The 26,230-nt window shown below is 61.6% G+C and carries 21 protein-coding genes and 1 tRNA gene; 9 read left to right on the top strand and 13 right to left on the bottom strand.

Going from position 1 to position 26,230, the window contains the following annotated elements; translation table 11 throughout:
* Positions 1-105: 105 nt before the first annotated feature.
* Positions 106-861, top strand: a complete 756-nt coding sequence (locus KW825_RS15115; protein WP_042654471.1) for an outer membrane protein assembly factor BamD — start codon at positions 106-108, stop codon at positions 859-861.
* Positions 862-940: 79 nt separating this feature from the next.
* Here the strand turns inward: KW825_RS15115 and KW825_RS15110 are convergent, their stop codons facing one another.
* From KW825_RS15110 to yqhD, 6 genes are all read right to left on the bottom strand, one after another.
* Positions 941-2,269, bottom strand: a complete 1,329-nt coding sequence (locus KW825_RS15110; protein ID WP_218329668.1) for a CoA-disulfide reductase — start codon at positions 2,267-2,269, stop codon at positions 941-943.
* 79 nt (positions 2,270-2,348) lie between these two features.
* Complete coding sequence (locus tag KW825_RS15105) at positions 2,349-3,749, bottom strand: L-cystine transporter (protein WP_042654359.1); 1,401 nt, start codon at positions 3,747-3,749, stop codon at positions 2,349-2,351.
* 161 nt (positions 3,750-3,910) lie between these two features.
* The gene (locus KW825_RS15100; RefSeq protein ID WP_218292022.1) at positions 3,911-5,203 is read right to left on the bottom strand and encodes a serine dehydratase subunit alpha family protein; all 1,293 of its coding nucleotides are present in this window, start codon (positions 5,201-5,203) and stop codon (positions 3,911-3,913) included.
* A gap of 367 nt (positions 5,204-5,570) precedes the next feature.
* Positions 5,571-7,055 carry a Re/Si-specific NAD(P)(+) transhydrogenase subunit beta gene (gene pntB / locus KW825_RS15095; RefSeq protein ID WP_042654361.1) on the bottom strand — a complete coding sequence of 495 codons (1,485 nt, stop codon included), beginning with the start codon at positions 7,053-7,055 and terminating at the stop codon, positions 5,571-5,573.
* A gap of 11 nt (positions 7,056-7,066) precedes the next feature.
* Positions 7,067-8,593, bottom strand: coding sequence for a Re/Si-specific NAD(P)(+) transhydrogenase subunit alpha (locus tag KW825_RS15090; protein ID WP_218329667.1), 1,527 nt, complete (start codon positions 8,591-8,593; stop codon positions 7,067-7,069).
* 506 nt (positions 8,594-9,099) lie between these two features.
* A complete protein-coding gene (gene yqhD / locus KW825_RS15085) occupies positions 9,100-10,263 on the bottom strand; it encodes an alcohol dehydrogenase (protein ID WP_218329666.1) in 1,164 nt (387 codons plus the stop codon).
* A 141-nt stretch (positions 10,264-10,404) separates the two neighbouring features.
* On the opposite strand from yqhD, the gene KW825_RS15080 reads away from it, so the two are divergent.
* On the top strand, positions 10,405-11,307 hold the full coding sequence (locus tag KW825_RS15080; protein ID WP_042654364.1) for an AraC family transcriptional regulator: 903 nt from the start codon (positions 10,405-10,407) through the stop codon (positions 11,305-11,307).
* 16 nt (positions 11,308-11,323) lie between these two features.
* Positions 11,324-11,836, top strand: a complete 513-nt coding sequence (locus KW825_RS15075) for a lipocalin family protein (RefSeq protein WP_218292027.1) — start codon at positions 11,324-11,326, stop codon at positions 11,834-11,836.
* 57 nt (positions 11,837-11,893) lie between these two features.
* Here the strand turns inward: KW825_RS15075 and KW825_RS15070 are convergent, their stop codons facing one another.
* A complete protein-coding gene (locus tag KW825_RS15070) occupies positions 11,894-13,783 on the bottom strand; it encodes a methyl-accepting chemotaxis protein (protein ID WP_218329665.1) in 1,890 nt (629 codons plus the stop codon).
* Between the two features lie 309 nt (positions 13,784-14,092).
* Between KW825_RS15070 and KW825_RS15065 the strand changes: the two genes are divergently transcribed.
* On the top strand, positions 14,093-14,611 hold the full coding sequence (locus KW825_RS15065; RefSeq protein ID WP_218329664.1) for a class IV adenylate cyclase: 519 nt from the start codon (positions 14,093-14,095) through the stop codon (positions 14,609-14,611).
* 55 nt (positions 14,612-14,666) lie between these two features.
* Here KW825_RS15065 and KW825_RS15060 read toward each other — a convergent pair whose 3' ends face one another.
* Both KW825_RS15060 and KW825_RS15055 read right to left on the bottom strand, forming a co-directional pair.
* Positions 14,667-16,037: a phosphatidylserine decarboxylase family protein gene (locus tag KW825_RS15060; protein ID WP_218329663.1), complete on the bottom strand. Its 1,371-nt coding sequence runs from the start codon at positions 16,035-16,037 to the stop codon at positions 14,667-14,669.
* 311 nt (positions 16,038-16,348) lie between these two features.
* A tRNA-Trp gene (locus KW825_RS15055) sits at positions 16,349-16,425 on the bottom strand.
* Between the two features lie 202 nt (positions 16,426-16,627).
* Between KW825_RS15055 and KW825_RS15050 the strand changes: the two genes are divergently transcribed.
* From KW825_RS15050 to KW825_RS15035, 4 genes are all read left to right on the top strand, one after another.
* Positions 16,628-17,170 carry a hypothetical protein gene (locus tag KW825_RS15050; RefSeq protein WP_218329662.1) on the top strand — a complete coding sequence of 181 codons (543 nt, stop codon included), beginning with the start codon at positions 16,628-16,630 and terminating at the stop codon, positions 17,168-17,170.
* Between the two features lie 274 nt (positions 17,171-17,444).
* Complete coding sequence (gene pyrB / locus KW825_RS15045) at positions 17,445-18,365, top strand: aspartate carbamoyltransferase (protein WP_042654472.1); 921 nt, start codon at positions 17,445-17,447, stop codon at positions 18,363-18,365.
* A 17-nt stretch (positions 18,366-18,382) separates the two neighbouring features.
* Entirely contained in the window at positions 18,383-18,847 is a 465-nt protein-coding gene (gene pyrI, locus KW825_RS15040; RefSeq protein ID WP_218292031.1) for an aspartate carbamoyltransferase regulatory subunit, read from the top strand.
* A 200-nt stretch (positions 18,848-19,047) separates the two neighbouring features.
* Positions 19,048-19,539: an arginine repressor gene (locus KW825_RS15035; RefSeq protein WP_042042602.1), complete on the top strand. Its 492-nt coding sequence runs from the start codon at positions 19,048-19,050 to the stop codon at positions 19,537-19,539.
* A 206-nt stretch (positions 19,540-19,745) separates the two neighbouring features.
* On the opposite strand, the gene KW825_RS15030 is transcribed toward KW825_RS15035, so the two are convergent.
* From KW825_RS15030 to arcA, 4 genes are all read right to left on the bottom strand, one after another.
* Positions 19,746-21,152, bottom strand: coding sequence for a YfcC family protein (locus tag KW825_RS15030; protein WP_042654371.1), 1,407 nt, complete (start codon positions 21,150-21,152; stop codon positions 19,746-19,748).
* Between the two features lie 117 nt (positions 21,153-21,269).
* Positions 21,270-22,274, bottom strand: coding sequence for an ornithine carbamoyltransferase (argF, locus tag KW825_RS15025; protein WP_042654372.1), 1,005 nt, complete (start codon positions 22,272-22,274; stop codon positions 21,270-21,272).
* 82 nt (positions 22,275-22,356) lie between these two features.
* Positions 22,357-23,283 (bottom strand): carbamate kinase, encoded by a 927-nt coding sequence (gene arcC, locus KW825_RS15020; RefSeq protein WP_042654373.1) that lies wholly within the window; start codon positions 23,281-23,283, stop codon positions 22,357-22,359.
* A 62-nt stretch (positions 23,284-23,345) separates the two neighbouring features.
* Positions 23,346-24,566: an arginine deiminase gene (arcA, locus tag KW825_RS15015; protein WP_042644523.1), complete on the bottom strand. Its 1,221-nt coding sequence runs from the start codon at positions 24,564-24,566 to the stop codon at positions 23,346-23,348.
* A gap of 747 nt (positions 24,567-25,313) precedes the next feature.
* Between arcA and KW825_RS15010 the strand changes: the two genes are divergently transcribed.
* Entirely contained in the window at positions 25,314-25,484 is a 171-nt protein-coding gene (locus KW825_RS15010; RefSeq protein WP_170175984.1) for a hypothetical protein, read from the top strand.
* The last annotated feature ends 746 nt before the right edge of the window (positions 25,485-26,230 follow it).

The following is a 26,230-nucleotide window of genomic DNA, read 5'->3' as shown; positions in this document are numbered from 1 at the left end:
TGAGCGGGGGTATCAATTCGAAATAATCCGGGTATTCTAGCTTTTCTTTTAGCCAAGCATAACGGATACTTTGCCAATTTCGTGGAAATGGACCGGATGTTGTTGATGGGAAAGAAGTCTCACCTGCTGATGTCGCTCGCCTTGATCGCTACCCTGATCACTGGCTGTTCCAGCACCAAACCCAAGGTTCCCGACGAACCGCCGGAAGTCCTGTACCAACAGGCACGCCTCAAGCTGGATACAGGTAACTACCTGAACGCTATCGAGTTACTGGAAGCATTGGACTCGCGTTACCCCTTCGGTGCCTACTCCAGCCAGGTTCAGCTTGACCTGATCTACGCCTACTACAAACAGGATGATACCGCCCAGGCCATCGCCAATATCGACCGGTTCATCCGCCTCAATCCTGCCCACAAGAACATAGATTATGTGTTCTACATGCGTGGCCTGACCAACATGGCGGCGGATTACAACTTCTTCCAGGACTTCCTGGGGATAGATCGGGACGACAAGGACCCCTCCTACGCCCGTCAGGCCTTCCAGGACTTCAAGACGCTGCTGCAGAACTACCCCAACAGCAGCTTTGCCGCCGATGCCCGTGCCCGCATGATAGGTCTGAAGACCCGTCTCGCCCGCTACGATCTGGGGGTGGCCGAGTATTATGTGAAACGTGATGCGCTGATCGCCGCCGCCAACCGCGCCAAGATGGTAGTCGAGACCTATCCCGACACCGTCGAGACCGAGAAGGCACTGGAGATCATGGTCAACGCCTACGATACCCTGAAGATGCCGACCCTGGCCCAGCACGCCCGCGAGGTGCTGGCCAAGAACTACCCGGACAATCGCCTCGGCCGTGGCTGAGTGAGACCGGAACAAAAAACCGATGCCCTGGCATCGGTTTTTTTATGGGCGCGACCAGTGCCGCGCCCGGATACCAGCCCTACTTTGCCACATTGCCCGCCACGTTGAGCACATCCCAGGTGCGGGAGAAGGGCGGCGCGTAGGCGAAGTCCAGCATGCCGAGCTGCTCGGTGGTGACCCCCATGGTGATGGCCACCGCCAGCGCATCGATGCGGTGCACGGCCCCCTTGCGCCCCAGGATCTGGCCCCCCAGCAGGCGCTTGCTGCCCGCCTCATACACCAGCTTGACGTGGATGTCGGACTGACCCGGGCAGTAGTTGGTGTGGCACTTGTCCTTGATCAGCACGGTACGATAGTCGATGCCCAGCGCCTGCGCCTCCCGCTCGGACAGGCCGGTGCGGCCCGCCTCCAGCCCTAGCACCTTGAGCGCCGCAGAGCCTAACGTGCCTGGGAATTCCTGTTCGGCACCGGCCAGGTTCTCACCCACCATGCGCCCCAGCTTGTTGGCGATGGTGGCGAGCGGCACATAGACCTGTTGCTGCTTCACGCTGTGCCAGACGCTGGCACAGTCCCCCGCCGACCAGACGTTCGGCAACGAGCTGCGGCCCTGCCGGTCCACCTCGATGGCGCCGTTGGCCAGTCGTTTGATGCCGGTATCGGCTAGGAACTCGGTGTTGGGCCTGACCCCGGTACAGACCACCACTATATCGGCCTCGTAGCAGCCCTGGTCGGTGCGCACGCCACTGACCCTGCCCTCCCCCAGCAGCGCCTCCACTCGCTCGCCCAGGTGCAGAGAGACGCCCTGCTCGCGCAGTTCGGTCTCGATGTGCTGGGTGATCTCTGAATCGAAGGCATCGGGGATGACCCGCTCCGCCAGCTCAATGAGGCGCACCTCCTTGCCCTGATGCACCAGCGCCTCCACCACCTCCAGCCCGATGAAGCCGGAGCCGATGACGACGGCTTTCTGCTTGCTGCCATCCTGCACCGCAGCCTTCAACGCCAGGCCATCGGCCAGGCGGCGCAGGCCGAACACCCCCTCCTGCTGCAGGCCGGGGATCGGCGGCATCTGCTCGCGGGCGCCGGTGGCGATCATCAGGCGATCGTAATGGTCGCTGAAGCTGTCGCCGTTGTGCTCCACCCTCAGGGTCTGGTTCTTGGCATCCAGCGCCACTACCCGGTGGCCGGTCTTGACCTCGATCCCCTTGGCGGCAAACTGCGCCGGGGTGAACTCGGCCATGTAGCCGGGCTCCTGGAAGTCGTCGCCGACGAAGTAGGGCAGCCCGCAGGCCCCGAAGGAGATCACCTCGGAGGCCTCATACACCACAATCTCGGCATCCTTGGCCAGACGGCGAGCCTTGGCGGCCGCACTCATGCCGGCGGCTTCGCCACCTATGATCACAATACGCATTGCTTGACTCCTGTTACGACAGGGGAGGCATCGCCTCCCCTGATTGATCAACTACCTGGGAACAGGTCCCGTGGATGGGTCAGACCGCGGACTCTTCGCCGTCCAGACTGACCTCGGCATCGCTGTTGAAGACCGCCATGTCGGTCTGCCCCATCAGGCGACCGGTGATGGTGCCTGCGGTGATGGAGCCGGAGACGTTGAGGGCGGTGCGGCCCATGTCGATGAGCGGCTCGATGGAGATGAGCAGGCCCGCCAGCGCCACCGGGAAGTCCAGTGCCGACAGCACGATCAGCGCCGCGAAGGTGGCGCCGCCACCGACCCCGGCCACCCCGAACGAGCTGACGGTGATGATGGCGATCAGCGTCATGATGAAGCCGGGATCCATCGGGTTGACGCCGACGGTCGGGGCTATCATCACCGCCAGCATGGCCGGGTAGATGCCGGCGCAGCCGTTCTGGCCTATGGTGGCGCCGAAGGAGGCGGCGAAGTTGGCGATCCCTTCAGGCACGCCGAGTGCCTTGGTCTGGGTCTGCACGTTCATCGGAATCGAGCCCGCGCTGGTGCGCGAGGTGAAGGCGAACGCCAGCACCGGCATGATCTTCTTCAGGAAGCGGGCCGGGTTGATGCCCACCAGGCTCACCAGCAGCAGGTGCACGCCAAACATGATGGCGATGGCACCGTAGGAGGCCAGCACGAAGTTCAGCAGGTTGATGATGTCGGCGTAGTTGGAGCCGGAGACCACCTTGGCCATCAGCGCCAGCACGCCATAGGGGGTGAGGCGCAGCACCAGGGTCACCATCCGCATCACTATGGCGTGGGCCACCAGCATGAAGCGTTCGAAGCTCGCGAAGATCTCGGGTTTCTTGCGGGCGATGCCGGTGGCGGACAGGCCGATGAAGATGGAGAAGATCACCACGGCTATGGTGGAGGTCTTGCGCGCCCCCGTCATGTCGAGGAAGGGGTTGGCCGGGATGAACTCCAGCACCATCTTGGCGAAGGACATGCTCTCGACACTGCCGAGGCTGGTCTGCAAGGCCGCGCCACGGGCGGTCTCGGCGGCGCCGGCGACCAGTCCCTCGGCGGTCAGGCCGAACAGGTTGGACATCAGAATGCCCGCCCCGGCGGCGATCATGGTGGTGAAGATCAGCACCCCTATGGTCAGGGCGCTGATCTTGCCGAGCGAGCTGCCGCCGCTCAGCTTGAGGATGGCGCCTATGATGGAGACCATGATGAGCGGCACTATGATCATCTGCAGCAGCTTCACGTAGCCGCTGCCGACGATGTCCAGATAGTCATTGGTCTGCACCAGTACCTCGGAGCCGACCCCGTGCAGCAGTTGCAGCGCCCCGCCAAACAAGATGCCCAGTCCCAGCCCCGAGAAGACCCGGCGGGTGAAGCTGACATGGGTCTGCTGCAAGCGGTAGAGAAACAGCAACAACATGACCAGGATGGCCAGATTACCGATAACGCTAAGTGTCATGATATTCCCCAAAAAATAAACGGGCGAGGCCCGAGATTGACGGACGGGCGCCTCGTGCGCCTCGCCCTGAAACTGACCGCATCGTGGCGGTCCGTCCCCCGGTATGCCGGGGTGACGTCAATGCATGCAAACACCGAGGGTGGCCTGCGCCACCCTCGTCATCAGTTCCCCTTGCCCTGCTGTTTGGCCCGCATGATGTTGATGATCTCGATGTCGGTATCCAGCATCCCCCGCTTGGAGAGGCGCCCCAGATTGGCGATGGTCTGATCCACGTCATCGGAGACTATGCCCTCGCTCTGGGGCACGTGCAGGTTGTTGATCGCCATCAGCGACGACTTGACCGCCGCCGAGGTGGAGGTCGACACCTTCATGGAGCAGGCGCTGCCCGCACCGTCGCAGATGATACCGGAAACATCGCCGATCATGTTGTTGATGCAGTGACTGATCTGCTCGAACTGACCCCCCAGCAGCCAGGTGATGGCGGCCCCCGAGCCCATGGCGGCGGTGCTGGCGGCGCACAGGGCCGACAGCTTGTTCTGGTACATCTTGATGTAGATGGCGACCAGATGGCTCATCACCAGCGCCCGGGTCAGCTGCTCCTCGTCGGCCTTGAGGAAGCGGGCGGCGGCCACCACCGGCATGGTGGCGGCGATGCCCTGATTGCCCGAGCCCGAGTTGGACATGGCGGGCAGCATGGCACCGTCCATGCGCGCATCCGACGCGGCCGACGACAGGCGCATGGCCAGCGTCATCAGATCGTCGGACAGCAGCTTGCGCTCCACCTGTTCGGTCAGGATCTTGCCGATGCTCAGGCCATAGCCCTGCAGCCCCTCGTCCGCCAGCGCCTGGTTCATGCTGGCCGCCTCGCGGATGAACGCGATCTCGGCCAGCGGCACCTCCAGGGCGAACGCCACTATCTCGCGCAAGGTCATGCCGGGCTTGTCGGACTTGGCGGGCTGGATCTGCACGCCGGGGGCGCTGGCCTGCTCCATCAGCACCTCGCCATCCTTCTCCAGCAGCACGATGCGGGTGTGATCGGTGCAGATCACCACCCGGGCGCTGTGACCGTCGGCCTCGGCCAGCACCTCGGCGTAGAGCACGTCCGGCACGTCCTTCACATCCACCTGGATGACGGGCAGCAGCGCCTTGGCGGCCTCCACCTGGGCCGGGGTGAGGCCCTTGAGCACCTCCAGTCCGGCGTCCGGGTTGCCCCCGGTGATGCCGACCGCGGCGGCGACCGGCAGGCCTATCATGCCGGTGCCGGGCACGCCGACCCCCATGCCGTTCTTGAACAGGTTGCCACTGACCCAGATGCTGATGCGGGTCGGTACCTGGCCCAGCAGCTTGCGGCAGTTGGCCGCCGCCAGCGCCACCGACATGGGCTCGGTGCAGCCAAGGGCCGGCACCACTTCACGCTTGAGCAGGGTTATGAAATCGGTCCATTGTGCTTTCATCTGTGGTTTCTCTGGTTCGCTATGCCGCTGGGCACATACTGCATTATCGGATCGGATCCACCCTGATGGTGAACGGGAGGAGGGCGCCAGCCTGGCAGGCCCTCCCCTCTGTAAATTTATTTGATCTTAGTGACGCCGGACTCAAATAAAATTGAGCCAGCTCGCTTTTCGCCGCCATTATGCCTTCCAGCAGGGGCAACGTCACCGGATTGCGATCCCGATCACGACCCGCCGCCCGCCTGGGTCCCTGCCCCCACCGCCTCGCTACCCGACAGTACCTTTGCCATCAATGGCTTGGCCGCGGGGCGTGAAAAAAGGGCAATAAAAAAGGAGGCCGAAGCCTCCTCTTGTCTCATCCGGTCAAGGCTTACAGCGCCTTCAGGATGGCCTCGACGCTGGCCTTGGCATCGCCAAACAGCATCTGGGTGTTCTCCTTGAAGAACAGCGGGTTCTGTACCCCGGCGTAACCGGTGTTCATGGAGCGCTTGAAGCCGATGACGTTCTGCGCCTTCCACACTTCCAGCACCGGCATGCCGGCGATCGGGCTGCCCGGATCTTCCATCGCGGCCGGGTTGACGGTGTCGTTGGCACCTATCACCAGCACCACGTCGGTGTCGTTGAAGTCGTCGTTGATCTCGTCCATTTCCAGAACTATGTCATACGGGACTTTCGCTTCCGCCAGCAACACGTTCATGTGGCCAGGCAGACGACCGGCCACCGGGTGGATACCGAAGCGCACCTTGACGCCGCGCTCACGCAGCTTGTGGGTGATCTCGGCAACCGGGTACTGGGCCTGCGCCACCGCCATGCCGTAGCCCGGGGTGATGATGACGGAGCTGGCGTTCTTCAGCATGTCGGCCACGTCTTCGGCGTTGGTCTCGCGGTACTCGCCCATCTCCTGATCGGCGGTCGATGCGACACCGTCGGAGCCGAAGCCACCGGCGATCACCGAGATGAAGGAGCGGTTCATCGCCTTGCACATGATGTAGGAGAGGATCGCACCGGAGGAACCCACCAGCGCACCCACCACGATCAGCAGGTCGTTGGAGAGCATGAAGCCCGCCGCCGCCGCCGCCCAACCGGAGTAGGAGTTCAGCATGGAGACCACGACCGGCATGTCGGCGCCACCTATGCTGGCTACCAGATGCCAGCCGAAGGCGAAGGCGATCAGGGTCATCAGCAGCAGCGCGAAGGTGGAGCCACCGGCGTTGACGAAGTGGATCATCAGCGCCAGGGAGACCACCACGGCCAGCAGGTTCAGCTTGTGGCGATGGGGCAGTTGCAGCGGCTTGGAAGAGATCAGGCCACGCAGTTTGCCGAACGCCACTATGGAGCCGGTGAAGGTCACGGCACCGATGAAGACGCCGAGGAAGATTTCCACCAGATGGATGTTCAGCATGGCGCCGGACAGGTGCTCGACCTGGGCGACGCTGGCCGCCTGCTCGAACGCCGCCCGGGCCGCGGCCAGGGTCGCATCCAGATTGGAGCCGACAGAGACGACTACCTCGGCGGGCGCGGAGGGGTGCAGATCGATGAAGCTGTTGAAGCCCACCAGCACCGCTGCCATGCCCACGAAGCTGTGCAGTATGGCCACCAGCTCGGGCATCTCGGTCATCTCGACCTTGAGCGCCAGACGCACACCGATGGCACCACCGATGATCATGGCCAGGATGATCCAGTGCACGCCACTGGTCTCCGGGTTGAGTACGGTCGCGAGCAGCGCTATGGCCATCCCCGCGATACCGAACAGGTTGCCATGTTTGGCCGTTTCTTGCTTCGACAGTCCCGCGAGACTGAGGATGAAGAGCACGGCGGCAACGATATAGGATGCTGTTACCAGTCCTTGAGACACGTTAAACCCCCTTAATCCTTACGGAACATCTTCAGCATGCGCTGAGTGACGGTGAAGCCACCGAAGATGTTGATACTGGCAATCAGCACGGCGATAAAGGCCAATGCGGTGACCAAAGTCGACCCTTGCCCGATTTGCAGCAGGGCACCGACCACGATAATGCCGGAGATGGCATTGGTGACCGACATCAGCGGCGTGTGCAGGGAGTGAGAAACGTTCCACACCACGTAATAACCGACCACGCAGGACAGGATGAAGACGGTGAAGTGGGACAGGAACTCGGCGGGTGCTACCGCAGCCACCCAACCGAAGGCGGCGATGCCGAGGGCACCGAACACGAACTTCTTGTTGGAGGGCTTCTTCTCTTCGGCCTGCTTGGGCGCAACCTTGGCGGCTGGCTTCTGCGGGGCGGCGGAGACGGCGATGGCGGGCGGCGGGAAGGTCACTTCACCGGCCTGGATCACCGTCATGTTGCGCTGGACCACGTCCTCGAAGTCGATGGCGACGTTGCCGTCCTTCTCCTTGCACATCAGCTTCATCAGGTTGACCAGGTTGGTACCGTAGAGCTGGGAGGATTGGGCGGGCAGGCGGCCAGGCAGGTCGGTGTAACCGATCACCTTGACGCCGTTGGGGGTCACGAACAGCTCGGTCGGCTTGGTGTATTCACAGTTGCCGCCGGTCGCCGCCGCCAGATCCACGATCACCGAACCCGGCTTCATGCTGTCGACCATCTCCTTGGTGATCAGCTTGGGAGCGGGACGGCCCGGGATCAGGGCGGTGGTGATGATGATGTCCACTTCCTTGGCCTGCTGGGCAAACAGCTCCATCTCGGCCTTGATGAACTCATCGGACATGACCTTGGCATAACCATCGCTGGAGGCGCCATCTTCATTGCCGAAGTCCAGCTTGAGGAATTCACCCCCCATGGACTCGATCTGCTCGGCCACTTCCAGACGGGTGTCGAAGGCACGCACTATGGCGCCGAGGGAACCGGCGGTCCCGATGGCGGCCAGACCGGCCACGCCGGCACCGATCACCAATACCTTGGCAGGGGGAACCTTGCCGGCGGCGGTGATCTGACCGGTGAAGAAGCGACCGAACTGGTGGGCGGCTTCGACCACGGCGCGATAGCCACCGATGTTGGCCATGGAGGAGAGGGCATCGAGGGACTGGGCACGGGAGATCCGCGGCACCATGTCCATCGCCATCACATTGATGTTGCGCTCGGACAGCTTCTTGACCAACTCAGGGTTCTGGGCAGGCCAGATGAAGCTCACCAGGGTGGCGCCATCTTTAATCTGTGTGATCTCGGCATCGGTCGGCGCATTGACCTTGAAAATAAGGTCGGCTTGCCAGACGCTCGGCACCACGCTGGCACCGGCAGCCTCGAAGGCGGCATCATCGAAGCTGGCCAACGAGCCAGCACCGGCCTCGATGGCGACCTCGAAGCCGAGCTTTTTCAGCTGCTCAACGGTGGCCGGGGTCGCTGCGACCCGGGTCTCACCGGCGAGACTCTCTCTCGGTATTCCAATCTGCATGACTATTCCCTGATGGTTAATAAACAATCATTGCCCAGTCTCTCATGTCTGAGCCGACAAGGCATGACCAAAGTACAGGTCACGGGCCCTTTGTTATGAAAATCAGCAGGCTTCACCTCAACCTCCTGTCATGGTCAGGCCCCCACTTTTCAGGCGCGAAGGTGATTAGTATCAAATTTTGGAGTTTTATTACAACCGCAGCCCGGGCGGCGCCGGTACAGAATTCAGCCCATCCCGAGAGGGTATTTAAAAAAACAAACCAAATTAGCGACTTATACCAGCAAAATACGCTGGAAAAAGTGATCCAACCAGTCAAAAAAAATGTTTTGCCGGCCCTCTATCTTAGCGTTTTTTGTTCTTACGAAATCTATTCCCGGCTCACCTCGCGAGCCGAAAAGGAAAAAAGTAACCTTTTTGTAACGAGCAGGGGGCCACTCCCCTGCCATGCGGCAGGTTCGGGCCCCCTCATTTAATCTCGCTTATCGCCTCGGTGCGGGTGTCTGCCCTTACCAGGCCGCCTCATAAATATGCTGACTCTGCACCAGATCGATGTCGCCGTGCTCGCCGAGGGCGGTCATGCCGTGCTCCGCCAGTTTGGCCAGCAGGATGTCGATGCCGGCATCGGCCATGCCGTAGTCCCGCAGCCGGGTCTTGAGCCCCATCCGCTCGAAGAAGTCGCGGGTGGCGGCGATGGCGCCGTCGATGCGATCGTCCTCGCTGCCGCTGCGCAGGTCCCACACCCGCTCGGCGTATTGCAGCAGCTTGGCGTGTTTCTGCTCACGCTTGGCCTGCAGCAGGGCCGGCAGCACCACCGCCAGGGTCTGGGCATGGTCGAGGCCGTGCAGGGCGGTCAGCTCGTGGCCCAGCATGTGGGTCGCCCAGTCCTGGGGCACGCCGGCCCCGATCAGGCCGTTGAGCGCCATGGTGGCACTCCACATGATGTTGGCGCGCACGTCGTAATTCTCCGGCTCCACCAGCGCCTTGGGACCCTCCTCGACCAGGGTCAGCAGCAGCCCCTCGGCGAAGCGATCCTGCACCTTGGCGTTGACCGGGTAGGTGAGGTACTGCTCCAGGGTGTGGATGAAGGCATCCACCACGCCGTTCGCCACCTGACGGGCGGGCAGGGTGTAGGTGAGCACCGGATCCAGCACGGCGAAGCGCGGCATCACGAACGGCGAGAAGAAGTGCTGCTTGTCACCGCTGCTCTTGCGGGTGATGACGGCCCCCATGTTCATCTCGGAGCCGGTGGCCGGCAGGGTCAGCACGGCGCCGAGCGGGATGGCGGAGGCCACCTCGCCACCGACGGTCTCGAGGATGTGCCAGGGATCCCTGGCCGGATCGTAGTGGGCGGCGGCGGCGATAAACTTGGTGCCATCCAGCACCGACCCACCACCGACCGCCAGCAGGAAGTCGATCTGCTCAGCGCGGGCCAGGGTCACGGCCCCCATCAGGGTCTCATAGGTGGGGTTGGGCTCGATGCCACCGAACTCGAACAGGGACATGCCGGCCAGCTCGCCGCGGATCTGCGCCAGCAGGCCGCTGCGCACCACGCTGCCACCACCATAGGTGATCAGGATGCGGGCATCGGTGGGGAGCTGTTCGCGCAGCTGGGCGACCTGGTCCTTGCCGAACAGGACCTTGGTCGGGGTGTGCAGGGTGAAATTGTGCATCGACATTACCTTCATGCTGACGGAGCGGCGGGGCCGCAAAATGTTGATTGCATTTTTCTACAGACAACCCCTACCATCAAGGCAACATTCTGCACATTGTTTGCCTATTTCTACAAAACACCAGATTTTACCGGAGCCGCCATGCCCAATCGCTACGCCGAACTCGCCGCCAGGCTGACCCGCCATGTCGCCGCGCCCGGCATCACTCCCTCCCCGGTGGAGCAGGTGAACCTCATCTACACCACCGAGTATCACGGCCGCACTCCGGTGCTCTACCAGCCGCGGATGATAGTGATACTGCAGGGGCACAAGGTGGGCTATCTGGCGGATCAGGTGTTTCGCTACGATCCCAACCACTACCTGCTGATGACGCTGTCGCTGCCGTGCGAGTGCGAGTGCTTCGCCTCCCCCGAGCAGCCGCTCATCGGCTTCTCCATCGAGATCAACGTCGCCACCCTGCAGGAGCTGCTGCTGGAGCTGGGGGACAGCCTGCCCGCCCCGCCGCCCCAGCAGAGCGGCGTGCTGGCGGTACCGCTCTCCGAGCAGATGTTCTGCGCCGCCGAGCGACTGATCGAGCTGATGGACAAGCCCCAGCACGCCAGGGTGCTGGGGCCGCAGACGGTGCGGGAGATGCTGTTCTACGCCCTCCATGAGGCGGGCGGGCCGGCGCTGCAGGCGCTCGCCAACCGCCACAACCACATGGGTCAGATCGCCCGCGTGCTGCGCCTCATCGAGCAGCGCTACGCCGACACCCTGACCATGGAGGAGCTGGCGCGGGAGGTGAACATGAGCGTCTCCGCCTTCCATCACCACTTCAAGGCGGTCACCTCCACCTCACCGCTGCAATACATCAAGTCGTTTCGCCTGCATAAGGCGCGCATGATGATGCTGCACGACGGCATCAAGGCGGGGGCGGCGGCGGCCAGGGTCGGCTACGAGAGCAACTCCCAGTTCAGCCGGGAGTACAAGCGCTTCTTCGGCAGCACGCCGACGGATCAGGCCTCCCGCTTCCGGGACGGCCAGCTGCGCATCATCGAAGGCTAAAAGAGAGGGATCCCCCATGCGTTCACTGCTTTGTCTGCTCACCGTTTGGCTGCTGACGGCCTGTACCGGCCTCGCCGACGGCATCCGCCCCGTCACCGGCTTCCAGCTCGACCGCTACCTCGGTACCTGGTACGAGATAGCACGCCTCGACCACAGCTTCGAGCGGGGGCTGGAGCGGGTGAGCGCCACTTACAGCCTGCGTGACGACGGTGGCGTCAAGGTACTAAACAGAGGCCTCCAGAGTGATGGCCGCTGGCGCGAGGCCGAGGGCAAGGCCTACTTCGTGGGCAACCCGGACGAGGCGCGGCTCAAGGTGAGCTTCTTCGGCCCCTTCTACGGCGGCTACAACGTCATCGATCTGGACCCCGACTACCAGCTCTCCCTGGTGACCAGCTACAACCACGACTATCTGTGGATCCTCTCCCGCTCCCCCAACCCGCCCAAAGCCAAGGTGGATGCACTGATCGCCAAGGCCAAGGGACTGGGCTTTGCCACCGACCGGCTCATCTGGGTCAAACAGAGCCCCTGAGACTCACGGGAATGCAAAAGGGCAGCCCGCGGGCTGCCCTTTTTTCTGGCAACAGGGTCAGAGCCGGAAGCGGCCTATCTCCTGCTCCAATCGCTCGGTCAACGCCTTGAGCTCCACCGCCTGGGTCGCCTCCCCCTGCGCCTGCTCGGCCAGCTCCTGGGAGACGTGGCGGATGTTCTCGGTGTTGCGGCTGATCTCGCCGGTGACCGAGGTCTGCTCCTCAGCCGCCGCAGCTATCTGGGTCGCCATGTCGCTGATGGAGCCAATGGCCTCGTTGATCCGGGCCAGGCTCTGGTTGGCGGCCTCCGCATCCTCCACGCTGGTGCCCGCCAGCTGACGGCTGGTCTCCATGCCGGTGACGGCGCGCCTGGTGGTCTGCTGCAGGGTCTCGATCATCTGCTGGATCTCGTCGGTGGAGTCGTGGGTGCGCCTGGACAGCACCCGCACCTCGTCCGCCACCACCGCGAAGCCGCGCCCCTGCTCGCCGGCACGGGCCGCCTCGATGGCGGCGTTCAGCGCCAGCAGGTTGGTCTGCTCGGCGATGCCGCTGATGGTGGCCAGGATGCCGCTGATCTTCTGGGCATGGGCATCCAGCTCATGGATGGTCTGGCTGGCATCGGCCACCTCGTCCGCGAGACCCGTGATGCTGCGCTGGCTCTGACCGACCTGGGACTGACCGGCGACGGCCAGCTTGACCGCCTCCCCCGAGGTGGTGGCGGCGAATTCGGCGTTGCCAGCGATCTCCTGGGTGGCGGAGGCCATCTCGGTCACCGCGGTCGCCACCATGACGATCTCGTCCTGCTGCTGGCGCACCCGCTGGCTGCGGGCCTCAGCACCCTGCGCCTGGACCCGGGACTGGGCCGCCAGCTCGCCGGTCACGTCCCGCAGGCGGCTGACGATGCCGTGCAGCCGGGCCACGAACTGGTTGAAGCTCTGGGCCAGCTGGCCCACCTCATCCCGGCTGCGGGTGTCGATGTGAACGGTGAGATCCCCCTCGCCGTGGGCGATGTCGTGCAGCGCACCGGCCACCCGGCCGAGATCCTGGAACAGGAACTTGAAGGTACTGGTCAGCACCAGGCCGAACACCAGGATCAGGCCGGCGCTGATGAGCGCCAGCTCGCCGAGCAGCCGCTGCAGCGGCGCCATCAGCACATCCTCGTGCATCACCATGGCCAGCAGCCAGTCGGTGTTGGGAATGGGCAGCACCAGCATCTGGCTGTCGCGCCCGCCGATCTGCACCGCCTGCAGGCCACCCTGCTGACTCATGCTCACCAGTCGGCCGGCATCCAGCTCGGGGGCCAGATCCTGGCTCTTCTTGAGCGCCAGCTCCTTGTTCGGGTGGGCGACGATGAGGCCGCTCTTGTCCAGCAGCATGGCGTAACCGTCCCCCTGCACCCGCATCGCCAGCACATCCTGAATGAGCTGATCCAGCGCCAAGTTGGCCCCCACTACACCCATCAGGCGCCCTTGCTGCAGCACCGGCTCGGCCAGGGTCACCACCAGCTGCTGCATGGTCACGCTGACGTAGGGCTCGGTGATGATGAGCCGGCCCGCCTTGGCGGCATCCTGGTACCAGGGGCGCTCGCGCGGGTCATAGTTGCCCTTGTTGAGGGAGGGATCGTTGCGGGTCATGACCCCCTCCGCCGAGCCGTAATAGGCCAGCCCGAAGCCGCCGGAGCGCAGGGTCTGCTGCAGATGGGGCACCAGCTCGGACGCCGGGTGGTTGGCGATCACCTCGACCTGGGCGGTCAGGCTCTCGCGCCTGTCCTGCATCCACTTGCCGATCCCCTCCGCGTAGGCGCTGGCATAGTTGCGCGCCTCGCTGTCGATGGCACTCAGGGTCTGGCTCTTCAGGGTATAGAAGGCGGTCATGCCGAGCAGGCAGACGGTGATCAACACCACGCCCAGGCTGGTTGCGAGCAATTTGCCGCGAAGGGAAAGGTTCATGGAATGTCCTCATAGCGATATAAGTGGCGTCAAATAAAGCCTGCACACCTCGTGTGGACTATATCGACCAGAAGTCCCCGACCATGAACGGCCATTGCTTAATTTTTGATAGGTCAACAAGCGGCTAGCACCGCCAGGCCCAGAGGAGAAGGGAGCGCAATGAAGCAGATCGCCCGGGGTCGCACGGGCGCTAAGGCTAGCCCACCCGCGCTATGGCGGTTTTGGGGTTCAGCCTGCTGGCACCTGCGCCGACAAGCGCTATCTGTGATAGGTTGGCACTCCCGTAGTTCCCAAGGAGACCCTCATACCATGCCCCGAAATATCGAGATCAAGGCCAGGATCGCACGGATCGACGCCCTCCTCCCCAAGGCGGCCGCCATCGCCGATCAGGATCCCGTCGAGATAGCGCAGGATGATACCTTCTTTCGCTGCGAGTCAGGCCGACTCAAGCTGCGCACCCTGTCGCCCTCCGCCGGCCAGCTCATCTTCTACCGCCGAGCCGATCGGCAAGGCCCCAAGGAGAGCTTCTATCAGGTCACTCCGACGAGCGAGCCGGACAGCCTGCGGGAGACCCTCAGCCTGGCCTGTGGCCAGATCGGCCGGGTGCAGAAGACGCGCACCCTGTTTCTGGTCGGCAGGACCCGGATCCATCTCGATCGGGTGGAGGGGCTAGGCCACTTTCTCGAGCTGGAGGTAGTGCTGGAGGATGAGGAGCCGCTCGAGGCGGGGATACAGGAGGCCCATGACATCATGGCGCGCCTCGGTGTGGAGCCGTCCCAGTTGATCGAAGGCGCCTATCTGGACCTGCTGGCCAAGACGCTGGCCTGATCGCAGGGTAACAAACAGGCCGCCCGCAGGCGGCCTGTTTCCATATGAATGATCCTCACTTCACCCGTGCGATGGCGGTGTTGAGCCGCAGGTTGGTGGCCTCCAGGCTCGGGCTCTGGCCATGGAAGTCGAACGTCAGCTCCACCCCCTTGCGAAACACCAGGCAGTGGGTCGAGCCGCCGAAGTGGAACATGCCGAGCTGATCCCCCTTCTTCACCCTGTCCCCCGCCTTCACCGTGATGTCGCAGCTCGACACCTCGGCCATCCCCACCGGCACCACGCACATCAGGCCGATCTTGGGGTTGTCTGCCTCGATGAAGATCAGCGCCCGGGTCGCCACCGAGGTGAGGAAGGGCTGCGAGTTGTTGGGGGCACTGGGATCAGCGCCGTCGGCGTCGAGGAAACCCTCGTACTGGTTTTCCAGGTAGTAGGTGCCGTTGACCACCCGCACCTTGCGGATGGTGCCGCTCACCGGGCTGTGCCAGCGGTGGTAGCTCAAGGCGCTGAGGAAGGCCTGATAGACGGTGCCGCCGTCGAACAGCGGCGCCGTGTCGTCGAAGTCGAGCATGTTGTCGAGGGAATAGGGCTGACCCTTGAGCCAGAAGCGATCGCTGCGGCTCACCCCGCTCTTCACCTGCAGCGGGGCCGACTCGCAGGCGCTGACGATGACATTGTCGTCCTCCGGCGCCGACACCGGCCGCACGCCGGGGCGGAAGGTGCGGGTGAAGAACTCATCCCAGCAGCCGAAGCCATGGTATTCGGCCGCCGGATCGCACTGGAAGATGGCATCGAAGCTGTCCGGGGTCGGGTTGGCACCCTCCCCCAGGGCGGAACGGGCCACCTGCACCATCTCGCCCTGGGCCAGCTTGCCGAGCCAGGGCACTATCAGGGTCTCCCTGTCCAGCCGGCTGACCGGCTCGGTCAGCACGTAGCGCGAGGCCGGGCTTTGCAGAAACTGCGCCCAGTAGCCGAGGATCTTCTTGAATTGTTGATTGATCAGGGCGTTGGCAAAGAACAGGTAGCCGGTGCGGGTCGCCATGGGCCAGTCGAGCAGGGCGTTGATGGGGAAGCCGATGAGCCCGGAGGGGGACTGGCTCGGGATATCCTGATAGGCCTCGGGCGCCGTGGTCATGATGCCGTTGAGCAGGATCAGGAAGTCGTCGAAGCTCTTCAGCTCGATCTGTCCGAGCGGCGTCAAGTGCTCGTGACGCCAGGCCTCCCTGAACATGGCGTAGGCCTGGGCGTGCAGCAGGGGATCCGACCTGACCAGATCCTGCAGCTGGGCGATGGGGGCCACCAGCGGCCGCGGTTGCTGCGCCACATACAGCTGGAGCCGTTTGATCCAGCGTGTGATGTGGGCCTGATCCTGTGGCACCCAGCCACCGGGGCGGGACTTGTTCAATCGGGTTTCAACGGCCTTGTTCATGACTCATCTCCTCGCATTGTCTCCACGCCCAGAATCCACGGCTTGAGCATCCATGCTGACGAACCGCCACGCGCGCCCTAGGCAGCGCGTGGCACAGCTCATGTGGTGTAGCACAGGGATGCGGACGGCACGACTGCCAGAAACGACAGGGCAGAAAGCGGCAATAGCGACTAGCGAAGGGCAACTGGGCCAAGCCCTTGAAAGGCAGGGGAAGCCAAGGCGTCAGGAGGAGAAGCGGAGCGGGGTCGCCGCAGAAAACCGGAAAGGCAGAAATGCGAAAGGCCAGCTCAATGAGCTGGCCTCTCTAAAAATGGCAGGGGCGGCAGGACTCGAACCCGCAACCATCGGTTTTGGAGACCGCTGTTCTACCAATTGGAACTACGCCCCTGCAACAAACGAGGCGAATTATACAAAGCCGGGATCAAAGGTAAAGGCTTTTTTTCTCAGTTTCGATGCGATCGAACAAATGGCGAGCAACTCGCGCCAATTTGCCCATTCTGGCGGGGTAACTCGCTGTATTTACAGCCGTGCCCGGGTAGGAAAGCCGTCCGAATGGGGGTAGGGTGGATGTTGGCAAGAGGAGGATGCTCATGCTCAATTACCGCCTACTTCAACAACTTGCGCCACTCAACTTCAGGGATGAGCGCAAAACCGAGTCTCTGCCCGATTATCTCGACCGGGTCGCCCCGCTGGTGCCTTTCATTCCCCAGAACGTACTGACCCAGTGGATTTACCGCCATTGGCGCGGTTTTGAGTCCAACTGGAGCTTTATCGATCTCGCCCGCCACCGCTTCGAGTGCGAATCCTGGAGCACGGAGCAGGTCGTGACCCGCATCGGCTCCCGCCACATGGAGGTGATCGAGCGCTGGGGCGAGATGTTGCGCCACAATCGCTACGTGCGCCGCTCCTGGCTCGGCGAGGACATGCTGAGCCGGGGCACCTGGTCCGAGCCCATCATAGTGCTCGCCCCCGCCGCGGACGACTGCTACCCGGACGGGCGGCCACTGCCACAACCCTATTGCCTGCTGGAAGGGCACCACAGATTAGGTTATCTGCGCAGCATGGCCGAAGATGGCTTGGCGCTGTCGGATCGGCACCAGCTGTGGGTTTGCCGACCCGTTCACGACACTTAAACGTTTTTACGGGCAAATCTTGCCTTTGAAATAAATTTTTGACAATTCGAAAAGCGACTCTATAATCTGTCCGGTTTTGAAAAAGGTCGGGACATGACGATGCAGTTTTTGAACAAGAAAACAGCCTTGCAGACGGGTGGAGCGCACCAGAGCGGCCCCGTTGTTTCCGGTTCCCGACCCACAGATCCCCAATTATTTTTAAAAAGAGCCCCTGTTTCAGGGGCTTTTTTTTGTGCCCGAAAAACCTTCATTGATGTCAAAGGGAATGCAGACGATGGCCAATCCACTCTATAACAAACACGTCATCTCCATCTCGGATCTGACCCGGTCCGACATGGAACTGGTGGTCGCAACCGCCCAGCGGTTGAAGGCCGAACCCGACACCCGCCTGTTGAAAGACAAGCTGGTCGCCAGCTGTTTCTTCGAAGCCTCCACCCGCACCCGCCTCTCGTTCGAGACCGCGGTCCAGCGCCTTGGCGGCAACATCATCGGCTTCGCCGACGGCGGCAACACCAGCGCCAAGAAGGGTGAGACCCTGGCCGACTCCATCAAGATCATCGGCTCCTACTCCGATGCCGTGGTGATGCGCCATCCGAAGGAGGGCGCCGCCCGCCTCGCCTCCGAGTTCTCCCGCGTGCCGGTCATCAACGGCGGCGATGGCTCCAACCAGCATCCGACCCAGACCCTGCTCGATCTCTTCTCCATCCACGAGACCCAGGGCAAGCTGGACGGCCTCAATGTCGCCTTCGTCGGTGACCTCAAGTACGGCCGCACCGTCCACTCCCTGGCCCAGGCCCTGAGCCTGTTCAACTGCCGCTTCTTCTTCATCTCCCCGGAGGCGCTGGCGATGCCGGACTACCTGTGCGAAGAGCTGGAAGAGAAGGGCATCCAGTTCAGCGTGCACGAGACCATGGAAGAGGTGATGCCGGAGCTCGACATCCTCTACATGACCCGGGTCCAGAAAGAGCGCTTCGACGAGACCGAGTACAAGCACATGGCCGCCAAGTTCGTGTTGGAGCTGGCGACCCTGGAAGGGGCCAAGCCCAGCATGAAGATCCTGCATCCCCTGCCCCGCGTCGACGAGATCGAGGTGGCGGTCGACAAGACTCCCCATGCCTACTACTTCCAGCAGGCAGAAAACGGGGTCTACGCGCGCCAGGCACTGCTGGCACTGGTACTGAACGAAACTGTCTGAGCCGAGGGGAACACATCATGTCCGAGAAGAACCAACTGCAAGTCGAAGCCATCCGTCACGGCTCCGTCATCGACCACGTCCCCGCCGGCCAGGGCATCAAGATCCTCAAGCTGTTCCAGCTGATCGAGACCCAGGAGCGCATCACCGTCGGTTTCAACCTGAAATCCGGCGCGCTCGGCAAGAAGGATCTGATCAAGATCGAGAACACCCGCTTGACCGCAGAGCAGGCCAACCAGCTGGCGCTGTTCGCCCCCAAGGCGACCGTCAACATCATCGAAGACTTCAACGTGGTGAAGAAGCACCAGCTGGAGCTGCCGGAGTTCATCGCCGGGGTGTTCCACTGCCCCAACTCCAACTGCATCTCCCACAACGAACCGGTGGACAGCTACTTCCGGGTGCGCGAGGTGAAGGGAGTGGTACGCATGAAGTGCAAATACTGCGAGAAGTCCTTCACCCAGGACATCGTCAGCGAACGTTATTGATATTCAGCTGGGCCCTCTGGGGCCCATTTTTGACCCCTGTCACATCACTCATTCCCCTTTTGGTTATAATTTGCCATCCCGCAACGGCTAGACATCGTTCATTCCCTGCCTCTCACCTTACAGTCAGAGTTTTTTGCTATTAAAAGCACTGATGGCAGGTTTCGTTCGATAGCCATTGGTCATAGTCAAAGGAAGCCATCGTGGTCAAGACCCCCAGTCGTCCCGTTGAACAAGAATCGGACCTGGCCCAGCTGGATGCCTGTCGCCAGATCATCGGCCAACACTGCTACAGCACCCAGGAAGAGATCCGCCGTGAGCTGGCCGAACGGGGCTTCGCCGACATCAGCCAATCCACCATCTCCCGCCTGCTGCGCCGCCTCGGCGTGGCCAAGGCCCAGAACGCCAACGGCAAGAAGGTCTACACGCTAGTGGATGACCAGCTGGAGCCCGCCGGCAGCACCCGCTCCATCCACGACATGGTGCGCGGAGTGGTCCATAACCAGCAGATGGTGCTGGTGCACACCACCCCTGGTGCCGCGACCGTGGTGGCCCGCCTGCTGGATCGCAACGCCGATCCCGAGATCCTGGGCGCCGTGGCCGGAAATGACGTGGTGCTGGTCGCCCCCCGCCATATCAGCCGCACCCGCCTGGCCCACGCCGCCGTGGTGCGCACCCTGGCGCAGGCGCGCTGACCGCCCTCCCCTGAATACAGAAGGCGACCCCGGGGTCGCCTTTTTACTGCCGCTCTTGCTCGCCTCACTCTGTTTCACCTCTGCCTCACGGCGAGTACCGCTCCGACCACCAAGCGCGGCGGCCACGCGCTGACAGCCCTCACCATAAAAAAACGGGAGCCCGCAGGCTCCCGTTTCATTCGACTCGTCTTCTCGTGCTACTTCACTCAGGAGAGCATGGCTCCCAGACTCAGGCAGACCACGATCAGCAGGGTCAGGATACCCAGCAGCGGGGCGACCCACTTCAACCAGCGGACATAGGGTACCTTGGCGATGGCCAGGCCACCCATGACCACGGCGGAGGTCGGGGTCACCAGGTTCACCAGGCCGGAGGCAGACTGGTAGGCGGTGACCACCAGTTCGCGACCCACGTTGGCGAAGTCGGCAAGGGGCGCCATGATCGGCATGGTCAGCACCGCAAGGCCGGAGGAGGACGGCACCAGGAAGGAGAGCACCACTTCCAGCACGAACATCACGTTGATGAACACCACGGTGGAGAGGCCGGTCACTATCCCTTCTGCGCTGTGCAAGATGGTGTGGGTGATCATGCCGTTGTCCATCACCACCACGATACCGCGGGCGATACCGATGATCAGGGCCACGCCGAGCAGGTCACGGGCACCGTCGATGAAGTTGGTGGTCAGCTCCTCCTCGCTCATGCGGGAGATGACGCCGACTATGATGGCCGCGGCCAGGAAGACGCCGGAGATCTGCGCCATCCACCAGCCGAGCACGGCCACACCGTAGATCATCACGGCGAAGGCGGCGACGAAGATGCCGAGCACGATTTTACGGGTCAGGGTGAACTCCAGCATCTCATCGCTCTTGTTGCCGAGGAAGTGGGCACGGTTCTCTTCCCACTTGTCAGCCACCAGAGATTTGCTGGGGTCGTTGCGCACCATCTTGGCGTAACGCATCACATAAGCCACGCACAGCAGCCAGCCGGCCACCAGCATGGCGACCCGCAGCCAGATACCGTCGGTGAAGGAGATGCCGGCCGCGTTGGCGGCGATCACGGTGGCGAACGGGTTGATGGTGGAACCCAGAGTACCTATACCGGCGCCGAGCAGCACGGTCGCGGCGGCGACCACGGGGTCGAAGCGGGCGGCCATCATCACCGGCACCAGCAGGGTGTAGAACGGCAGCGACTCTTCGGCCATGCCATAGATGGTGCCCCCTGCGGCGAACAGCGCCATCAGGATCGGGATCATCCACTCCTCGCGGCCACGCAGCCGATCGGTGACGCGCTCGATACCGGCATCGATGGCGCCGGTCTTGGTCACTATGCCAAGGAAGCCACCAATGATCAGGATGAAGAGGGAGACGTCGATGGCGCCTGCCTCATAGGTGTCGTGGTTGTAGAGACCATCGATGGGTGCCAGCAGCACGTCGACTATCCCCTGGGGATTGCCATCCACCAGCTTGTAGGTCCCCGCCACCGGCACTTCCTTGCCGAGGGCGTCGTTCATTATCATGTCGTATTTGCCGGCCGGCACTACCCAGCTCAGGGCGGCCACCAGGGCGATCAGCACAAACAATATCGTGTAGGCTGATGGGAACTTGAATTTAGTCATGGTCCAGCTTCCTTCTGCGGTATCCATGCAAGCTGCGGGTCGTAGGGTTCGAGGTATTATGCCGCCGTCACATGGTCGAAAAGCCGGGGGTTGCCCCCCGGCACCACTACTGCGACCTTAGTCGCCCAGCGTAGCAACCATCACTGCCTTGATGGTGTGCATCCGGTTTTCGGCCTCGTCGAATACTATACTGTGCTCGGATTCGAACACGTCCTCGGTCACTTCCAGACCCTTCATGCCATATTTGTCGGCCACTTCCTTGCCCATGGTGGTCTCATCGTTGTGGAACGCCGGCAGGCAGTGCATGAACTTCACATCCGGGTTCTTGGTGGCGTTGATGACGTCCATGTTGATCTGATAGGGAGTCATCAGTTTCACCCGTTGATCCCAGGCTTCTTTCGCTTCACCCATGGAAACCCAGACATCGGTGTAGAGGAAGTCGGTACCCAGCACACCCTCTTTCACGTCTTCGGTCAGGTGAATGCGCGCACCGGTCTCTTCGGCGATCTGGCGGCACTTGGCAACCAGCTCTTCTTCCGGCCAGAAGGCCTTGGGAGCAACCAGGCGAATGTCCATGCCCATCTTGGCGGCACCGACCATCAGGGAGTTGCCCATGTTGTTGCGGGCATCACCCAGGTAGGCGAACTTGATCTGGTCCAGGCGCTTGCCCTTGCCGTGCTCCAGCATGGTCATGAAGTCGGCCAGGATCTGGGTCGGGTGGAATTCGTTGGTCAGGCCGTTCCAGACCGGCACACCGGCATAGGCACCCAGCTCTTCCACTATCTCCTGGCCATAGCCACGGTATTCGATGCCGTCATACATGCGGCCCAGCACACGGGCGGTGTCCTTCATGGACTCCTTGTGGCCAATCTGGGAACCGCTTGGGCCGAGGTAGGAGACCTGGGCGCCCTGGTCGAAGGCCGCGACTTCGAAGGCACAACGGGTGCGGGTGGAGGTCTTCTCGAAGATCAGGGCAATGTTCTTGCCGCCCAGATGCTTGCGCTCATAGCCACCGTATTTGGCCTTCTTCAGGTCGATGGCCAGGTCGATCATGTATTGGATTTCGCGCGGGGTGAAGTCCAGCAGTTTCAGGAAGTTACGGTTACGCAGATTAAAAGCCATGATGAGTTCTCTCTATATTTGTTCAGACCAATTTGGGCAGTGTTATTGACTACGCATACACAGTACAAAGTTGCTCGGTTACTCAGGCATTCACGGTATGGGTGGCGACGATATTGGTGCCAGCCTCGCCCCTGAGGATGGCCAGACCATCTTCCAGGGAGCCGATCCCGACCATGCCGCCGGTCGCTTTGACAAATTCACAGGACGCCTCGATCTTCGGCCCCATGGAGCCTGCATCGAACTGGACGCCAGCCAGCTCGGCCGGGCTGGTGACCCGCAGCGGGTGCTGGGTCGGCTTGCCCCAATCCAGGTAGACGGCATCGGCGTCGGTCAGGATCAGCAGGGCGTCGGCCTTGATCTGCTTGGCCAGGTAGGCGGCAGACATGTCCTTGTCGATGACGGCTTCGATGCCGGTCAGACGCAGGCCATCCCAGGTCACCGGAATGCCACCACCACCGGTACAGATGATGAGGTGTCCCTGGGCAATCAGGGTCTCGATGGCATCGCCTTCGACGATGCGCTGGGGCAGCGGGGACGGCACCACGCGGCGGAAGAACTTGCCGTCGGCCTTGACGCTCCACTGCTTCTCTTCGGCCAGGGCGCGGGCTTCGGCCTCTTCATAGACGGGACCGATGAACTTGGTCGGATTGGCGAAGGCAGGATCCTTGGGGTCGACCTGCACCTGGGTCAGCAGCGCGGTGACGTTGCTGCTCGGCATCAGGTTCTTCAGCTCCTGGATCAGCATGTAGCCGATCATGCCCTGGGTCTCGGCGCCCAGCACATCCAGCGGATAGGGGGACACCTTGGTATAGGCGCTGTTTTGCAGGGCCAGCAGACCGACCTGCGGGCCGTTGCCGTGCACCAGCACCACGTTGTATTCCTGGGCGATCTGGGCGATGGTCTTGGCGGCGGTGGCGATGTTCTTGCGCTGGATATCCGCTTCAAGCGGCTCACCGCGACGGAGCAGGGCATTGCCCCCCAGGGCGACGACGACAGTTGGTTTTTTCATAGTGGTTGATCTCGATTCGGGGTCTGTGTGGCGCCAGCCTCTGCCGGCGCCACGCCGTCTTGTTAGATGCCGTCACGTTCCATCGGGCAGCTCATGCAGCGGGCGCCGCCGCGGCCACGGCCCAGTTCTTCACCTGGGATGGACAGCACTGTGATGCCGGCCTTGTCGTACTTCTCGTTGGTGTAGGTGTTGCGCTCGTAGCCCACGACCACGCCGGGACGCACGGTCAGCACGTTGTTGGCGTCGTTCCACTGCTCGCGCTCGGCCTCGAAGCTGTCACCGCCGGTGGTGATGAGCTTGAGCTGATCCACACCCAGCGCCTTCTCGATGGCGGTCACGAAGTAACCTTCTTCCTTGATGTTCATGCCGGTGGCACCGCCCGGGGTCAGGCTCCAGCAGTTCACATCCTTGCGGATGACTTCCGGATAGACGGAGAAGGTGTCTATGTCCATGTGGGTCATGACGGTGTCGAGGTGCATGCAACTGCGGTGTTTCGGCAGTTGCATGGCGATGACTTGCTTGGCCTGACCGTGTTTGAACAGGCTGCGTGCCAGGTGCTCGACCCCTTGCGGCGTGGTGCGCTCGGACATGCCGATGAGCACGGCGCCGCGGCCGATGACCAAAACGTCGCCCCCTTCGATGGTGGAGTTGTCGTAGTCACGATCCTCGTCACCGAAGTACTTGATGAAGTCTTGACCGGCGAACTGCGGGTGCCAGCGGTAGATGGCCTTCACATGGTTGGTCTCGCGGCGACGGGCGGCCTTGGCCATGGGGTTGATGGAGACGCCACCGTAAACCCAGCAGGAGGTGTCACGGGTGAAGAGGTGGTTGGGCAGCGGCTCTATGATGAAATCGGTCGGGGCGTGCATGCCCACTACCATGTTGACGCCGCTGAACGGCATCTCGGAGTAGGTCAGGCCGCCGGAGAGGATGCGGGCCAGCTCGCGGTGTGGCATGTCGGCAAGGAAGCAGCGCACGTCGTTGGCCAGTGCGGTGCCGAGGCGGTAATCGGAGACCTGATGTTGCAGCAGCCAGGCTTTGGCTTCCGGCACATCCAGGGTTTCGGCCAGCAGGTTGGTCAGCAGGAAGACTTCGACATTCTGATCGCGCAGCACTTGAGCGAATTTGTCGTGCTCCTGACCGGCGCGTTCAACCGACAAGACGTCATCGAACAGCAGGTCCTGGCAGTTGGAAGGCGTCAGACGCTTCAGGCTGAGGTTGGGGCGGTGCAACATGACACGGCGCAATTGGCCAACTTCAGAACCTACATAAAATTTGCTCATGATTATATTCCGTCTAGCAGTGGTCCCTGCGAGTGATTGAATAGATTCCTTCTATTCATGCTCGTGGCTAAGGCGGGATATTCTTTATGTAGGGTACTCAGCTTGTGTTCTATCCTGCCCTTGCCTTTCGAGACCGAGGTTAGACCTGCATATGACGCTAAAACCAGACATTGATCACATTCAACTTCAACTGAATAAATTCATGACTTAATTTTTGATAGGGCTTACATAAATGACATTTAGCCATTTCCTATAGACGCATTAATAATCAAAAACCCATGGTTTTATTTCAAAAAATGACCAATTCCATTCATTTACCCTATCTACAAAGGGATAATGCAAAACTTAAATAGTGTTTAAAATTAATAAGATATAAAAACATCAAGTTTAAATTGAATTTAATATGCAGTAGAGTGAATTTCTCCGCGCTGGTGTGGGGGAGAATGGCCACATAAATAGTCACAATCACAATCCTGGCTGAATAATCCATCTCTTGTCCCAGATCATGGCATTGACGCCAGCCCGCCTGGGATAGGCCTCGGATGACAGCGATGAGGCTATCTCTTTTATATGGATATGCATTCCTAGCGCATCTTGGTCACGCCTCCCGCCCTGTTCTCACCCTCTCCCGGTTTTAATCTTTTTTCATTAGTTGAATTTATCCGGTCGCCTTGCGTCGCAAGGCGACTCGACTTAACTCAAAAAGTGATCCGGATCACACCGAATCCTGTCACCAAGGAGATATCCATGAAGATCAAATTGCTGCTCATCGCCCTGGCTCTGTCCATGAGCCCGGCATTGGTCAGCGCCGAGGGGGCTCCCGCCGTGCCCGAGGTGGTGTGCCACGTCGACCAGGCACCCCAGATGCTGGTCCCCGAGTATCTGTGCCAGCAGTATGGCGGCGAGCAGTACGACTGAAGCCGAAGCCCAAGGGGAGGCCTCCTCCTCTTGGCTAGGCCGGCAGGCACCATCACCAGGCGGTCCACCCCTCTACTATATGTACCTCGCTTCCTCCACCCGCAGGCTCATTGATGAGAAGTCGATAGCCGGCGCCTGACCCTTGCTCCCTTTATCTCTCCCTCACGCCCCATGGAGCTAGACAGGCAGCCTTGCGAACATTCATCCGCTCCGGGCTCGCGACGCCGGCCGCCAAGTCGATGTGGCAGGACCATTCATGCCTGCCGATCTTGCGTGGCGAGCGCCCGGCATCTGCGAACGGCTCTGGTCTCTGTGACTTTTCTGAACCTCAGTTAAACGAAGCGTGAGACATTCGCCATAGCTGGCGTAAGTGAAACGCCCATAAAATTCCCGCCATAGTCGGAAGATAGGATCAAAAAACCTGCACACATAAATTTCAATGCGATGATTTATAACAATAAAGTTGCATTACGGTTTCCTGGGAAACGAGTTGTGTAAAAACGTTTTTCAGCATGCCGTTGTCGTCCGCCATGAAATCCTTATAGTTACTCCTGCACGGACGCAGTAGAAGTCGGTCAGGAAGACAGGCTGCCAGGGTTAGGCAAATGGACTCACCACAGGATGTGGTAAAGGACACCTCCCAGGACGGAGAAAGTGCGACGGGAATGGATGACTCGTCAGGCCAAGATGGCTAAAGGACACCCCAAAGGATTGGGAAGGGGAAACCTAAAGGAAGAGGTAAACAG

The organism is Aeromonas sp. sif2433, assembly GCF_019218705.1.
Lineage (GTDB): Bacteria > Pseudomonadota > Gammaproteobacteria > Enterobacterales > Aeromonadaceae > Aeromonas > Aeromonas encheleia.
Note: the sequence above shows the minus strand (reverse complement) of the source record. Positions and strands in the feature narration are given on the sequence as shown.